Consider the following 15,235-nt stretch of genomic DNA (forward strand, 5'->3'; position numbering starts at 1 on the left):
CATGACTGTCGCAATGGTGGCGACATGGCTTGCGGGCGAAGCTGCGACTTACGCGTCGTCCCAGTTGACTTCGATTGCGTCGGCGTCCAGCAGGCCCCACCAGTAGCTGCCCAGGCGCAGCCAGCCGCTGCGGATGCGATGGGTCGACTCGTCGTAGACCTTGACGTGCATCAGGGTCTGCTCCTTGCTCGTGGTCAGCATCATCCGCAGCGGCGGAAAGAAGCCTCGGCGGGTTTCAAGGATTTTCAACTGGTTGGACGCAGCCCACGCCGCAAGCATGGATTTCAGGCGCGCGTAGTACCAGTAGATGTAAAGCGGTAACAGCAGCAGCGCGATGATCAGCAGGGCTTTCATGGATGGGTTCTTCGATGGCGGGATTTGGCTGCTGGCAGATTGCGTGAAAGGCTGGCGTTGCAAGCATAGCTGCGAGCCTCGGCGCTGCCGGTTTCCACATGCAAGGCCGAACGACGCATCCGCGAAAACCCTGCGGTAGCCGTATAGAGACTGCATCCCATTCCACCGGCATACTTGGCTCTGACGGCCACATCTGGTGCACCCGTCGGCCATCAACTTGCGGGAGTGACGGATGAGCATCATTCGGGAAAGCAGGCATTTCGAGGGCGCGCGCAGGGCCGCGCGGCCGATGGAGCGGATCAGCAACGTACGTGAAGCGGCCAAGGATTTCCGCCGCGATCTGCTGGCGCAATCGAAGGTGCTGTTCTACCGCTCGTTCGAACTGGTGCGGGTGCCGTATCCGACCAGGTACGCCTACCTCAATGCGTTCAGTTCGTTCTCGCCCTACCTGCACCTGGTCAACCGGCTGTTCGTGATCCAGTTCCAGTCGACCGACGGCATCAAGACCTTGCTGGCATCGCCATCGGACTGGGAGCATCAAAAGGAGACGCCGTTCTTCACCCGGCTTGGCAAGAAGAGCGGGCCGTTCGAGAGCGTGGTCGAACGCTTGATCTTCAGGAAGACCAACACCGTGCTGAATTGCCTCGCCAGCATCGGCCTGCGCCCTGCGGACATCGACTACATCACCTACGATCACCTGCACACGCAGCGGGTGACGCGCTGGCTGGGCGACGACGAACAGCCGGCGATCTTTCCCAACGCGAAACTGCTGGTGATGCGCGAGGAGTGGGAGAGTGCACAGTCGCTGATCCCATGGCAGAACCAGTGGTATTGCCCCGATGGCATCAAGCGCGTGCCGTCCGACAAGGTGGTGCTGCTCGATAACGACGTATTCCTCGGCGAGGGCGTGGCGCTTGTGCGTACCAAGGGGCATACCGAGGGTAACCACTCGATCGTCGCCTCCACCGAAGGTGGCATCCATGTCACCAGCGAGAACGGCGTGTCGCTGGACGCATATGCACCGCTGCGTTCGCGCGTACCTGGCGTGGCCGAGTTCGCCCGTTATACCGGTGCGGAAGTGATCCTCAACGGCAATACCGTGGAATACGGCGTGGACCAGTACATCTCGATGATCCAGGAGAAGGAGATCGCCGGGCCGTCGCCCCGCTTCGATGGCTACCCGAACATGGCGCCAAGTTCAGAAGCGCAGGGGCACTGGTTGTTCCCTCGCACGCATCCCACAGTCAGCGTGGGCGATCTGCATTACGGCATGCTGCAGGCATCGGCGCGCGCGTAAACAGCCCAGCCATCCTGGACGGAAACTGAAACGATGAAGACCTTCCTCGTCACTGGCGCCGCCTCCGGCATCGGCGCCCAACTGGCCATGGCCTTGCTCCAGCGTGGCGAGCGCGTCTGTGCGGTGGATATCAATCCGGCGCCGCTGGATTCCCTGAAAGCAGCGGCGGCAACGCCTGAACAGCTGTGGATTGCATCGCTGGATGTGCGCGATGCTGCGGCGTGGGACGCACTGCTCGATCAGCTGAAGCAGCGCTGGGGCCAGCTCGACGTGCTGGTGAACGTGGCTGGTGTGCTCAAGCCCGGCTACTGCCACGAATCCACCGCGGTCGAGGTGGACTTCCATATCGACATCAATACCAAGGGCACCATCCACGGCACCCGCTCAGCCGCGCGGCTGATGAAGGCGCAGGGTCACGGCCACATCGTCAACATCGCCTCACTCGCCGGCATTGCGGCGATCCCCGGCCTGTCGCTGTACAGCGCGTCCAAATTCGCGGTGCGCGGCTACACGCTGGCGGTCGCGCAGGAGCTGCGCGATAGCGGGGTCAAGCTGACCGTGGTCTGCCCGGATGCGGTGCAGACTCCGATGCTGGATCTGCAGGTGAACTACGACCAGGCTGCCCTGACGTTCTCCGGCAGCCGCTCGCTGACGACACAGGAGGTGGTGGATGCGATCCTGGATCGCGCCTTGGTCAAGGCACCACTCGAGATCACCCTGCCGGCCAGCCGCGGTCTCGTCAGCAAGCTGGCCAGCTTCTTCCCCGGTCTGAGCGCCCTGGTGCTCGATGGCCTGCTCAAGAGGGGCCGGCAGAAGCAACAGCAGGCCAAGCAACACTAGCCACACCTTAGTTTCTCGACTTTCAAGCGCAGAATGCTCCAGCTTTGCTCCTTCCCCTGCTGGCAGGGGAAGGCCGGGATGGGGTCGCTCTCCCGCTCTTCAACGTACCGCACGTGTTACATACGCATCCATGGCCATTCGACAAACCCTGCCTGAAACCCACCAATCCGATCTGCTCGGTGGCATCGCTTCAATGGAAGTGCACCGGCTGTTCTTCGCACTGATGCCCGACGCAGCCATCTGTGAGCGATTGGCCGCCGTCGCCGCCGGGCTCAAGGCCGCACGCCCCGGTCTGCGCGCACGCTGGATCCATCCGGACCGCTATCACGTCACCCTGCATTTCCTGGGCGATCATGCTTCGCTACGGCCAAGCCTTGTCGATGGTGCGAAGGCCGCAGCCGACAAGGTGCGTGCGACGCCGTTCACCTGGACGCTGGATACCGCCACCAGCTTCCGTGGGCGCGAACCGCCGTGCGTGCTGCAAGGCGTAGAGACTTGCGAGCCGCTGCAGCAACTGTGGCAGGCGCTGGGGAAAGCGCTGGCACTGGCGGTGCATGGTGTACGGCTCGAACGCAACTTCACCCCGCATGTCACGCTGGCCTACAGCCACGGCGCGATGCTGCCGGAGCTGGCCGTCGAGCCCGTGACGTGGCCGGTGACGGAGTTTGCGCTGATCCATCACGTGGTCGGGCAAGGCGCCTACCAGACCCTCGGACGCTGGCCGCTGCTGGACAGCTAGCGGTGGACAGTGGGCAGGCAATGCTTGCCCCAGTCTTGCTTTCCCGGCTACTTTCATCGAAGCAATACCGTAAGGCAGCGGATTCATCATGCTGACTCGATGACTAGGGATGGTTTTCCGGTCAACGAAAGCACGTGCGGTGAGACACTTCGATCTCAGATCAGCAACGAGCAAACGAATGAATGCAGCAAATTCCACTGGCAGCCTGGTCTGTGTAGGTCTGGGCATGACGCTAGGTTCTCATCTCGGCCCGCTGGCGCGCAGCCACATCGAACAGTCCGATGTGGTGTTTGCCGGGCTCTCCGACGGCATCGTGGAGCTGTGGTTGCAGAAAATGCATCCCGATGTGCGCAGCCTCCAGCCGTACTACCACGAGGGTACGTCGCGCATGCAGACCTACCGGCAGATGGTGGAGGCCATTCTCACCGAGGTGCGTGCGGGCAAGAAGGTGTGCGGGGTGTTCTACGGCCATCCCGGCGTATTCGCCTGGGCGCCGCACAAGTCGATCGAGGTCGCCCGCAGCGAGGGTTATCCGGCGCATATGGAGCCGGGCATTTCCGCCGAGGATTGCCTGTACGCGGATCTCGGCATCGACCCGGGTCGCGTCGGCTGCCAGCACTACGAGGCCAGCCAGCTGCTGTTCTATCAGCGCCGGATCGACCCGACCGCCTATCTGGTGCTATGGCAGGTAGGCCTGGTCGGCGATCAGTCGCTGGCACGCTTCTCCACCGGCGCGGCCTACCGCCAGCTGCTGGTCGAGGTGCTGGCACGCGACTACCCGCTGGAACATGAGGTGATCATCTATCGCACGGCGACGCTACCGATCCAGCAGGCACGGATCGAGCGGGTGGCGCTGGGTGCGCTGCCGCAGGCGGATATCGGCATGGCCGATACAGTGGTACTCCCGCCAGCGCGAACCATGCTGGTGGATCACGAGATGAGGACGAGGCTGGATGTGCTGGACAGAGCGATGTCGGATGCCGTTCGCGATGTCGGCTAACACATCTGACGGAGAGTTTGGGTAGGCTGCCAGGACAGACGTGATAAAGGTTAAAGTGCTGCTCTGCCTTTGGTGGGGTTCCGAAGAGGCGAAAGCCAGTGTGGGAGAATCGGTTGGGGTGCTGGTTCGACAGGGACATCGAGTTGTTTTGTAAAACATTCCGGATCGCTGCGCGGAGCATGCGGTCTGATCCACAACCGACATAAGGGAATCATCAAATGTTCGACGTCATCGATTTTCTTGAGAGCATGGGTCAGGACGCACAGCTGCGTTACGCTTCTTCGGAGCACGTTGTTGCCACTTTGGCAGCCCAGCCAATAGATTCGAAGTTGCGCGATGCCATTCTTGCGAAGGATGCGCTGGGGCTTGGAGCGCTACTGGGGCAGGACTCATTCTGCTGCTATATCAATCCAGCCAAGGAAGATGAGGCCGGAGGCGACAGTAGCGAGAAGGACAAGGCCAAGAAAAAACCAGCACAGAGGCCCAAAAAGTGATTTTGATAACCGTAGTTCTCGCGCGGATGTGGTTGGCCCTGTAAATGATGTCTCTGTGGGTGCAAGGCGATGTAACAGGGGCCTTGTTACATCGAGTCTGGCAGGTACACCGATCACCGTGGTACGTGAAGCAAGCCAATTGTTGAAACCAATCAATTTAAATGAGGAATGCGAATGTCTAACGTTATTGATTTCTTGGAGATGATGGGCCAGGACGCGCAGATGCGTAACGCCTCACGAAATGAAGTGAAGCTTGCTCTGGCCAATGCGCAGATTGCTCCAGAGTTGCAGACAGCGATTCTTGCCAAAGACCAGCCACAGCTTGAAACGTTACTGAGGCAGCGCGTTACCTGTTGCCTGCTTTTCTCAAATGAGGACCAAGATGATGAATCACCTCTTGAACAATGTGCTTGAAGTCTGGAGGTTGATTTTTGTACATAGTGCAGTTTTGCCGACGCATCCGAAAGCAAAGTGTGTGGCTTAAGGTGTGGCGCGAAAAATAGCATCCATGCTATTTCGGCACATCAAGTCGTGAATCGTTGTCGGCGCAAGGTTCAGGCTTTGCGTCCGACATGACGGAGAAAACAGATTTATAGCGCGCCTGGTCGTCGTTTTGACCATCTGCAGTATCGGAACAGCCAACTGTTAGGGGGCATGCAATGACGGACGTCATCGATTTTCTGGAAAGGATAGGCCGGGACGCGCATTTGCGTCATGCATCGCACGATGAAATGGGGTTTGCGCTGTCCTAGTGCTGAGATTGATCCGGAGTTGCGCGTGGCAAGCCAGGCCAGGGATTAACAGGGGTTGCAGGCGTTGCTAGGACAGAATCCCTCTGCTGCCTGATCCATCCCGTCATGCCGGATGAGGAGATAGAAGAGTGTGACGGCAGTTGTAAACAGGGCAAGGACAAGAACGGTGATGAAAATCATGCTTCAGAGCTTGCTTCTTAAGCCCTGACAGTCACCGGTTAGTTCACGTTTCAGGTGGATAAGTTGGGCGCGTCAGCATTTTTCGCTGCCCATTTTCCAGCCGCGAACGCCGCGGTTTTGTCACTATCCGCCAATTCCGCGCGAAGACTCCAGGCAAGTTGAAGGCTCCAAGTCTTTCGTCTTAGCTATTCGTTGTTCGTGATTTTAGCGGTACCAATATTATCAACGGAAAGGGGATGACCGATGTTCGACGTGATCGATTTTCTTGAAACTGTCGGTCAGGACGCACAGTGGCGTCATGCTGACTCAGATGCACTGGCGCGCGCATTGACTGGGGTACAGGTTGATCCGGAGTTACGCGTGGCGATTCTTGCCAGGGATGAGCATGGCTTGCAGGCGCTGCTGGGACAGGGCCCCTTCTGCTGTCTGATAAGCCCGGCCAAACCAAGCGAGGAACAGGAAGAGTGTGACGGGAGCTGCAAAGAGGGTGAGGAGAAGAAGGACGACAAGGAGAAGGAGAAGAGAAAGGATGGAGATTAAAGACCAGGCTTCGCGACTTGCCGTTCCTGCGCCTGCGTCCACTGACTAGCTCATGGACCAAGCGGGCAGGTACAGGTTGGTATTCAGGTGCTGCGCGTTTCTGCTTTTATTTGTAGCGGGCGCGGTTGCTGCGACTGCGCCCGTATCCAACGATCCTGCGCAATTGCTAAGACAAGCTGAAAACGTCGAGCCCTCCAATCATGCTGTGTTCGACGAGCTGATGGGTCGACTCGACAAGGTCGCGACGAGGCTCTCGCCGCAACAGAAGTTGCATCATCGCTACCTCCTGGCTCGGCAGATCGCTTTTGCGGGCAATTACGCCGCTGCTTTGCCGTCGTTGACAGCGCTTGCCGATCAAACTGCGGATCCCGTTCTAGCGTTTCGCGCCAGCGCCAACGTGATCGACCTGTTGGTAGCCCAATCCCGCTATGAGGAGGCCTTTGCCAGGCTCAATCCATTCCTCGACCAGTTGCCACAAATAAAGGAAAACGACGTTCGCATCCAAGGTCTCACCGCCACGGCGCAGTTGTACACCGAGGCCGGTCAATACGATGTGTCAATGAGTTATGCCGATCAATTGATCAAGGAAAGCACTGACGCCCAAAGTGCATGCAGAGGTTGGTTCTTGAAGTCGGATGCGCTGTTTGAAAGTGGCAACGCACAGTTGCCCGCCAAACAGCTTCACGATGGTACGGAGGCATGCGAAAAGGCGGGTGACACACTGTTTTCTCTCAGTTTTCAATATTTGCTGGCGGGTTTTGACATGCGACAGGGTCGGCCTGAGTCGGCCATCCGCTTGCTGCAAGCGAACTACCCCAAGGTTCTGCTAGCAGGTTTTCCGCCCCAGGTTTCGGAGTTCGAGGCTACGCTGGCCAGGGCTTACTGGTCGGAGGGTGATTTTGCTTCGGCGACGAAATTTGCCAACGACGCCTTGGCTACCAATGCCAACAGACCATATTCGGAGTCGACGGCCAACGCCTATCAAGTGCTTTACGAAGTCGACAAGAAAGCTGGCGACAGCAATGGCGCCCTCGCAAACCTCGAAAAATATGTCGTTGCCCACGATGGCTACCTGAGTCGACTCAGCGCGAAGGCGCTTGCCTATCAGATCGTCAAGCAGCAGGTACTGGCGAAAAAGCTGCAGATTGAAAGCCTGGACAAGAAGAACAAGATTCTCACCCTGCAAGGCGAGCTGGATCACAAGGCGGCGGTAACCAGCCGTCTGTATATCGTGCTTCTGCTGATGGTGTTGGCAACGATTGCCCTGTGGACTTACCGGATCAAGCGCTCGCAGCTGCGCTTCATGAAACTGGCGCGGCGCGATGGCCTCACCGGCATCTTCAACCGGCAGCATTTCGTCAACGAGGCCGAGCTGCTGTTGCAGTACTGCCGGAAATCATCGCGCGACGCCTGTCTGGTGCTGATCGATCTGGACCATTTCAAGGCTGTCAACGATACCCATGGCCATGCGGTGGGCGACCGCGTGCTGCAGCGTGCCGTCGAGGCCTGCAAGACCTGCCTGCGCTCGACCGATATCTTCGGTCGCCTCGGTGGCGAGGAGTTCGGCATCCTGCTGCCCGAGTGCACGCTGGGGCAGGTCGTCGTCCGCGCCGAGCAGATCCGCCTGGCGATTGCCACGGCTGCTACCGGCGAGAATGCTCCCGGTATCCCCATCTCGGCCAGCTTTGGCGCCTCCAGTGTGGTGCATTCCGGCTACGAATTGCGCCAGCTTATGATCCATGCCGACGCAGCGCTGTACCGGGCCAAGCGCGAAGGCCGCAATCGGGTCAACGTGGTCGTCCATCCGGGATTTGATGATTCGATGCCCCGGGATGATTTGCTGGGTGGCGATGCGCATGTGCTGCAAGATGCTTCGATGTTCAGGTCCGGCGATGGGCAGGCAGACGGATGAAGGTAACAAGTTCCACTGTCAGCGTGGTCTGTTTACGCCTGGGCCTGTTAAGGTGGTAATCCTTCCGGTATGTGCTTTGAAGTCCGATTCCGAGATCCGCGCTTGGCTTGCCGCGCAGGACTTGGCGATGACTGCCGAAGCATGACGGGCATGGCGGATATCATAGCGGCGGCATTCGAGTTTGAGACAGAGCGGCTGCAGCTGCGCCTTCTGGCTGCTCGCGATGAGGCCTTGTTTTGCGGGCTATATACAGATCCCGAAACCATGCGTTTCATCGGGCAACCGCTAACTGCGGGGCAGGCGGCAAGATACTTTCAAAGAGCCATGGCCGGGATGCATCAACAGCCATGCAAGTGGTTGTATCTGGCGATATTGGAAAAAGAATCGGGCCAGCCCTTGGGTGTCTGTGGTGTGCCACAATTCGACAAGGACGCCACCAGACTGGAGGTTGGCTTAGTATTGGCAACCGAGGCTCGTTCACGAGGGTACGCGCGGGAAGGGTTGGCGGCGCTGGTGAAGAGAGTTTTTGAAGTGTCGTCAGTCGTGGAGATATGGGCACAATTTTCAACGGAACATGTGGCAGCCGAGCGACTGGTTATCGACATTGGGTTTAGCAGTTGCACTTATGCACCAATTGAACCAGGGTTTTTGTCAAAGCGTATATGGTCGATTCCTCGATCATCGTGATGGGTCATCAAAAAGCAAACGTCAGGGGGAACGCTATGTCGAATGTGATCGATTTTCTGGAAAGAATGGGTCAGGACGCGAAATTACGTCATGCTTCGCAAAACGAAGTGGAACTCGCATTGGCGAGTGAGCAGATTGATCCAGAGCTGCATGCTGCGATCCTTGCCAAGGATCAACGGTGGATCGAGGGATTGTTGGGGCAAGGTAATGTCTGCTGCATGTTGATGCCTAGCAAGGAAGAGGACGATGAAGATGCCGAAGAGAGTCCGTCGAAAGAGGATGAAGAGGTAACTTCGCAATCGGCGTTTTTTACTGTGGCATCGGTGGGATAGTTCGATGTTTCTAATGGGCAAGCGGTGCTGGGCGTATTTCGCTGGGTGGACCTTGCTCATAATATTCCATGTAGGCACGGCTGCTGCGGCCGTGCCTACAGCGAGTGACCCTGCTCAGCTGCTCAGACAGGCTGATACTCTTAAAACAACAAACCATGCTGAATTTGCTGCACTTATACACAAGCTGGGTGAGGACACTGCAAAACTATCTTCGGAGCAACAGCTTTATCTGCGCTATCTCAACGCGTGGGAAATTGCCTATCGAGGCGACTATGGTGGAGCAATTCCGCTGCTGAATACTGTCATCGATAAATCCACTGATGCCACATTGCGCTTTCGAGCGGGCGCTACAGTGGTGAATATGCTGGGAATCGTATCCCGCTATGAGGAGGCGTTCGAGCGATTGAGCCAATTGCTCGACCAGCTACCACAGGTGACCGACAAGGTTGCACTCACGCAAGGTTTGAGTGTTGTGGCGCAGCTATACATTGAGGCTGGACAATATGATCTGGCGATGAGTTATGCAGATCAATTGATCAGGGAAAGCCCTACTTCAGACAGTGTCTGTCGTGGACGCTATCTAAATCTCGAGGCGTTTTTCAGGAGCAATAAACTAGAGGCGCCTGGGAAGCAATTCCAAGATGGCATTGATGCTTGTGGCGAATCAGTCTTCGCCAACGGTATTCGCTATTTTGTGGCCAGCCTAGACATCCAACAAGGTCGGCCGGTAGATGCAATCAAGTTATTGCAGAAGAATTACGTGGAAGTCCAGCGCGCCCATTATCCACCTTTGATTGCTGAGTTCAATGCATCATTGGCGCAGGCCTATTGGAAGGAAGGTGATCTCGCCTTGTCGCAACAGTTCGCTTTGGACACTGTAAACAACAGCATCAAGGGCGAATACACGGAATCACTAACGATTGCTTACGAGCTGCTCTATTTGATCGCTCAAAAACAGGGAGATATGGGGACTGCACTCGCCTATCACGAAAAGTATATGGCTGCTGACAAAGGATATCTGACTGTAATCAGTGCAAAGGCGCTGGCATATCAGACTGTCAAGCAGCAGGTACTGGCGAAAAAACTTCAGATCGAGACACTGAACAAGCAGAACCAGATACTCCAGTTGCAGGAGAAGCTCGCCAAGAAGGCAGCGGTTACCAGCCGGTTGTATATCATCCTGCTGCTGGTCGTACTGGCGTCGATCGCGATGTGGACGTACCGGATCAAGCGTTCGCAACTGAGTTTCATGAGACTGGCGCGACGAGACGGCCTCACCGGTATCTTCAACCGGCAGCATTTCGTCAGCGAAGCCGAGTTGCAACTGCAGTACTGTCGCAAGTCATCGCGCGACGCCTGCCTGGTGCTGATCGACCTTGATCACTTCAAGGCGGTCAACGACAACCACGGTCATGCGGTTGGCGATCGCGTGTTGAAGCGTGCTGTCGAGACCTGCCAGACGCATCTGCGTTCGACCGACATCTTCGGCCGCCTCGGTGGTGAGGAATTCGGTATCCTGCTGCCCGAATGCACACTGGAGCTGGCGCTTGGCCGGGCCGAGCAGATCCGTCAGGCCATCGCGACAGCTGCCTCTGGCGAGGAGGTTCCCGGCGTTCCGGTGTCCGCCAGCTTCGGCATTGCCAGCGTGATCCACTCCGGCTACGAATTGCGCCAGTTGCTTATCCATGCCGACGAAGCGCTGTACCAGGCCAAGCGTGAGGGTCGCAATCGGGTCAGTGTCAGTGTCAGCGATACGCAGGAAGCGTGCTTGAAGACGGGCTGATTTGCGGAGACAGTTACTGTCTGTGATCTGATGGCCTCACGCTTTGTTGGTTGGCTTGGGATACGGCGTGCCATCCCTGCGCGTATAGCCCGCTTGCGGATCCCAGTGCAGATCGATATCGGGGTAGCTGCAGTTGTCGTTCTCGCAGCGCGAACCTATTTCCAGGTAGATGGCGGTTTCCGTGCCACGGTTGATCAGGTGATGGCCGTCGGCCTCGGCCTTGGGAAACGCTGCGCAGTCGTTCGCGCGCAGCGTCTGTTCACCGGCATCGGTGATCAGGGTCAACTCGCCCGACAGCACATAGACAAATTCGTCCTCATGCGTATGCCAGTGCCGCTGGCTCGACCACGTGCCCGGCGGCAGCTGGGTGAGGTTGACGCCAAAGTCGCCGAGTCCGCCGGCATCGCCCAACGCCTGCCTGATACGTGCACCGGCGCATTGCGAAAACGGTGACGGATAGCCCGAGCCCTTGTGTTCGGGGACACTCTCGATATGGATTCTTGGCATGTCGCTACTCGCTATGGAATGCAGATCCAGCGCCGCGATGGCTGCAGACGCCGGCACGGATCGTGTGCGTGCAATTTACCCAGATTCCACGGCGCGTGGCGGCATGCGTGGACAGCGGCGGGTGGTCGCGCTAAAACAACGGCTTGTCCCCGGGTACTGGAGTCTTCCGATGCGTGCCATGACCACTGTTCTCCTGCTCGCCCTGGGCACGTGTGCCAGTTCGCTGATGGCGGCGACGCCGCCTGCTTCGGCGAAGCCTCATGTTCCCGATGTCGTGCTGGCGCCACAGATCAACGCCGCGGACTTCGCGCAGTTCGACAAGACCCTCAGCTCGGATGAATTTGGTGGGCGCAAGCCCGGCACGGTAGGCGCCCAGCGCGTCACCGACTGGCTGGTCGAGCAGTTCGAACGCATGGGCCTGCAGCCGGGCAATCAGGGTTCCTGGTTCCAGGCCGTGCCGGCCGATTCCACCCAGTTGCTGAATACCGCCAAGGTCACCCTGGATATCGCGAGCCACGGTCAGCAGGTAAAGCTGGCGTATCACACCGACATGATCGCCGAAACGCTGCAGGCAAAGGCGCAGGTTGACCTGAAGAGTTCGCCGATCGTATTCCTGGGTTACGGCATCGATGCACCGAACTGGCACTGGAACGACTACCAGGGCGTCGACGTGAAGGGCAAGACCGTGATCGTGCTGGTCAATGATCCCGGCTTCGCCACCGGTGACCCGACATTGTTCAACGGTCGCGCGATGACCTACTACGGCCGCTGGACCTACAAGTATGCGGAGGCGGCGCTGCAGGGTGCTGCCGCCTGCTTCATCGTGCATACCAGCGATGCCGCCGCCGGTTATCCGTTCAGCGTGTTGCAGAACAGCGGCAACGGACCGCAGTTGAGTCTGCCTGCCAGCGTCGATCCGGCACCGCGCCTGCCGGTGGCCGGCTGGCTGACCCGCGATGCCGCCACGCGGCTGTTCACCGCTGCTGGCCTCGACTTCGACCAGCTGGAGAAGGCCGCGGCGAAGCCCGGCTTCAAGCCGGTGCCGCTCGATGCCACCGCGTCGCTGAGCCTGCACAGCAAGATCGGCCACTTCCAGTCGAAGAATGTGGTGGCCATGATCGAGGGCAGCTACAAACCCGACGAGGTGGTGATCTACACGGCGCACTGGGATCACCTGGGCACCGATCTCACACGCAAGGGGCATCAGGTTTTCAGCGGTGCGATCGACAACGGCACCGGCTTGAGCATGCTGCTGGAGATCGCCGATGCATTTGCGCACCAGCCGGAACCGCCACAGCGCACGGTGCTGTTCTTCATGCCGACGATGGAAGAGTCGGGCCTGCTCGGTTCGCAGTATTACGCGGCCATGCCGGTGTTCCCGTTGAACCGGACGGTAGCCGACATCGCGGTCGATGCGCTGCCGATCATCGGCCGTGCGCGCGACATGACGGTGATCGGCAAGGGCCAGTCCGAGCTGGAGGATCTGCTGGCCGGCGAGCTGAAGAAGCAGGGACGGGTGATCTCGCCGGAGACCACGCCGGAGAACGGCTTCTACTTCCGCTCCGATCATTTCAGTTTCGCCCGGGCCGGTGTGCCGGCGATGCTGGCCAGTTCCGGCCTCGACCTGCTGAAGGGCGGCCGCGCCGCCGGCCAGAAAGCGGCCGACGACTATACGGCGCACCGTTATCACACGCCCAACGACGTGTTCAATCCGGACTGGGATTACTCAGGCATCCTTGAGGACACGCAGGCGCTGTACGAGCTGGGACAGTACCTGAGCCATCCCGGCATCTGGCCGCAGTGGTACGCCGACAATCCGTTCCGCGCCAAGCGCGAGGCGATGATGAATCCGCCGGCCAAGCCGGATGCGAACGCGGTGAAATAACGGCAAAGGTGATCGACGTGGGCTGGTGGCGATAACCGCCAGCTCAACGCGAGCGGGGCTGCTCCAGCCGGCACAGCAAGGTGAGGCAGGCTTCGTCGATGACACGCTTCTGCATCGCCTTGTCCGGTGCCGGTTGCCAGGCGATCACCGAATGCCAGTAGGTGAATGACTTCAGCATGGCCACGAACAGGTCGGCGATCACGCGCGGATCGAGCTTGCCCAGCTTGCCGGCCTTGCCGGCCTCGCTGAACCAGCGGAACAGGCCGTTCTCCTTTTCGCCGAATTGCGCCATCAGCTGCTGGCTGCGTTCTTCCGAGCGCATGCATTCGACCATCAGCACGCGGCTCAACCGCACGAAGTCGGGATCGCAGATCAGCGCCATTTCCTGTTCGGCGATCTCGCGCAATTGCTCGGCGAAATCGCGTTGCTTGTCGTAATGCAGCTTGCCGAGCGGGTCGACCCGCTCGATCAGCAGCGCCAGCACCGCCTCGAACACCGCCTCCTTAGACGGGAAGTGCTTGTACAGCGTGCGCTTGGAAACTTCGGCGCGACCGGCGATGGATTCCATGCTGGCGCCGGCCAAACCCTGCTCGGCGAGTTCGGCGATGCCGGCATCGAGCATGGCGGTGCGCTTGTTGAGGCTGCGGTTCAAAAGCGGTTTCCTGAAAAGTATACGGAGTAGTTTACTTTCTATGCGGAGCGGCATAAAGTATACGACATCGTTTACTTGCTGACGGAGTTTCCCATGATGGCAATCAGTTTTCTCATCGTTGCAGTGCTTGGCTTCGGGCTTGCTGCATGGCGCATGATGGCGCGCCGTGCGCCTGCAGACACCAGCTATGCCGGTTCGGCAGCCTGGCGCGCCGGCCGTTTTCGCAATGTGGCCGACACCCGCGCTGGCAGCCTGCGCGCCGTGATGCGCGAGTTCTGGGCGAATCGTGGTATCCGGCGCAAGCCGCGCAGCTCGCTGCCGGTGACGCCGGTGCGTACGGACGTGTTGAACGGCCCGGCTTCGCAGTCACTGCAGGTGACCTGGCTTGGCCATTCCACGGTGCTGATCGAGATCGATGGCTTGCGTCTGCTCACCGACCCGGTGCTGAGCGAGCGCGCGTCGCCGCTGCCGTTTGCCGGACCGAAACGTTTCACACCGCCGGCGTTGACCGTAGCGCAGCTGCCACGCATCGACGCGGTGCTGCTGTCGCACGATCATTTCGATCATCTGGATCGCGACACCATCCGTGCGCTGGCCAGCAAGGTTGGCCGTTTCTACACGCCGCTGGGTGTGGGCCGACGCCTGATCGCCTGGGGCATTGAAGCCGGGCGCGTGGTGGAACTGGACTGGTGGCAGGAAGCGAGTTTCGGTCCGCTCACCTTCGCAGCCACGCCGGCGCAGCACTTCTCCGGCCGTGGCCTGCGCGATGGCAACTCGACGCTGTGGGCTTCGTGGACTGTGCTTGGTACGCGTGAGCGGCTGTTCTTCAGCGGCGACACCGGCATGCACGCAGGCTTTGCCGAGATCGGCGAGCGCTACGGGCCGTTCGACCTCACCCTGATCGAATGCGGCGCGTACAACGAGCTGTGGCCGGACGTGCACATGCAGCCGGAACAATCGATCGCCGCGCATCAGCTGGTGCGTGGCCGCACGATGATGCCGGTGCACTGGGGCACGTTCGATCTGGCCATGCACCGCTGGGACGAGCCGGCCGAGCGCGCCCGCGCGCTGGCGGCGGAGCAGGGCGTGCATCTGGTGCAGCCGCGTCCGGGCGAAACCGTGCGTCCCGATTCCGTTCTGCAGGCACCGTGGTGGCGTGCCTTCGAAACCGATATCGCCATCCATCGTTCAACCCGCATCACGCAGGGACACGCCGCATGAATGCGTGGACTACCAGCGAGATTTCCTTGGCAGGTGTGATGTTCCACCAGGCTGATGCCT

At 59.3% G+C, this 15,235-nt stretch carries 16 protein-coding genes; 13 read left to right on the forward strand and 3 right to left on the reverse strand.

Translation table 11 applies throughout. From position 1 onward, the window contains the following. Positions 1–48: 48 nt before the first annotated feature. Positions 49–354 (reverse strand): hypothetical protein, encoded by a 306-nt coding sequence (locus B0E51_RS14890; RefSeq protein WP_077445657.1) that lies wholly within the window; start codon positions 352–354, stop codon positions 49–51. Positions 355–586: 232 nt separating this feature from the next. Between B0E51_RS14890 and B0E51_RS14895 the strand changes: the two genes are divergently transcribed. The 11 genes from B0E51_RS14895 to B0E51_RS14950 all read left to right on the forward strand — a co-directional run bounded on the left by B0E51_RS14895 (position 587) and on the right by B0E51_RS14950 (position 10,910). Next, a complete protein-coding gene (locus tag B0E51_RS14895; protein ID WP_077445658.1) occupies positions 587–1,651 on the forward strand; it encodes a hypothetical protein in 1,065 nt (354 codons plus the stop codon). Between the two features lie 33 nt (positions 1,652–1,684). Then, complete coding sequence (locus B0E51_RS14900; RefSeq protein ID WP_077445659.1) at positions 1,685–2,491, forward strand: SDR family oxidoreductase; 807 nt, start codon at positions 1,685–1,687, stop codon at positions 2,489–2,491. Positions 2,492–2,621: 130 nt separating this feature from the next. Next, complete coding sequence (gene thpR, locus B0E51_RS14905) at positions 2,622–3,230, forward strand: RNA 2',3'-cyclic phosphodiesterase (protein WP_077445660.1); 609 nt, start codon at positions 2,622–2,624, stop codon at positions 3,228–3,230. Positions 3,231–3,408: 178 nt separating this feature from the next. Beyond that, complete coding sequence (locus tag B0E51_RS14910; protein ID WP_077445661.1) at positions 3,409–4,230, forward strand: SAM-dependent methyltransferase; 822 nt, start codon at positions 3,409–3,411, stop codon at positions 4,228–4,230. Between the two features lie 218 nt (positions 4,231–4,448). Next, a complete protein-coding gene (locus B0E51_RS14915; RefSeq protein WP_077445662.1) occupies positions 4,449–4,724 on the forward strand; it encodes a hypothetical protein in 276 nt (91 codons plus the stop codon). A 174-nt stretch (positions 4,725–4,898) separates the two neighbouring features. Further along, complete coding sequence (locus B0E51_RS14920) at positions 4,899–5,138, forward strand: hypothetical protein (protein WP_077445663.1); 240 nt, start codon at positions 4,899–4,901, stop codon at positions 5,136–5,138. 761 nt (positions 5,139–5,899) lie between these two features. After that, positions 5,900–6,196, forward strand: coding sequence for a hypothetical protein (locus B0E51_RS14930; protein WP_077445664.1), 297 nt, complete (start codon positions 5,900–5,902; stop codon positions 6,194–6,196). A 52-nt stretch (positions 6,197–6,248) separates the two neighbouring features. Next, on the forward strand, positions 6,249–8,108 hold the full coding sequence (locus B0E51_RS14935) for a diguanylate cyclase (RefSeq protein WP_077445665.1): 1,860 nt from the start codon (positions 6,249–6,251) through the stop codon (positions 8,106–8,108). Positions 8,109–8,258: 150 nt separating this feature from the next. After that, on the forward strand, positions 8,259–8,795 hold the full coding sequence (locus B0E51_RS14940) for a GNAT family N-acetyltransferase (RefSeq protein ID WP_168172648.1): 537 nt from the start codon (positions 8,259–8,261) through the stop codon (positions 8,793–8,795). Beyond that, a complete protein-coding gene (locus tag B0E51_RS14945; protein ID WP_217333112.1) occupies positions 8,795–9,127 on the forward strand; it encodes a hypothetical protein in 333 nt (110 codons plus the stop codon). The genes B0E51_RS14940 and B0E51_RS14945 overlap by 1 nt, the downstream gene beginning before the upstream one ends. 4 nt (positions 9,128–9,131) lie before the next feature. Then, entirely contained in the window at positions 9,132–10,910 is a 1,779-nt protein-coding gene (locus tag B0E51_RS14950; protein ID WP_254424540.1) for a GGDEF domain-containing protein, read from the forward strand. 36 nt (positions 10,911–10,946) lie between these two features. Here B0E51_RS14950 and B0E51_RS14955 read toward each other — a convergent pair whose 3' ends face one another. Continuing rightward, positions 10,947–11,417 (reverse strand): cupin domain-containing protein, encoded by a 471-nt coding sequence (locus B0E51_RS14955; protein ID WP_077445667.1) that lies wholly within the window; start codon positions 11,415–11,417, stop codon positions 10,947–10,949. A gap of 178 nt (positions 11,418–11,595) precedes the next feature. On the opposite strand from B0E51_RS14955, the gene B0E51_RS14960 reads away from it, so the two are divergent. Beyond that, complete coding sequence (locus B0E51_RS14960) at positions 11,596–13,302, forward strand: M28 family peptidase (protein WP_254424541.1); 1,707 nt, start codon at positions 11,596–11,598, stop codon at positions 13,300–13,302. 43 nt (positions 13,303–13,345) lie between these two features. Here the strand turns inward: B0E51_RS14960 and B0E51_RS14965 are convergent, their stop codons facing one another. Next, complete coding sequence (locus tag B0E51_RS14965) at positions 13,346–13,954, reverse strand: TetR/AcrR family transcriptional regulator (RefSeq protein ID WP_168172649.1); 609 nt, start codon at positions 13,952–13,954, stop codon at positions 13,346–13,348. A 93-nt stretch (positions 13,955–14,047) separates the two neighbouring features. Here B0E51_RS14965 and B0E51_RS14970 point away from each other — a divergent pair, with 93 nt between their 5' ends. Further along, on the forward strand, positions 14,048–15,175 hold the full coding sequence (locus B0E51_RS14970; protein WP_077445670.1) for an MBL fold metallo-hydrolase: 1,128 nt from the start codon (positions 14,048–14,050) through the stop codon (positions 15,173–15,175). The last annotated feature ends 60 nt before the right edge of the window (positions 15,176–15,235 follow it).

It is taken from the genome of Rhodanobacter sp. C05 (genome assembly GCF_002001165.1).
In the GTDB taxonomy this organism is placed as follows: Bacteria; Pseudomonadota; Gammaproteobacteria; order Xanthomonadales; family Rhodanobacteraceae; genus Rhodanobacter.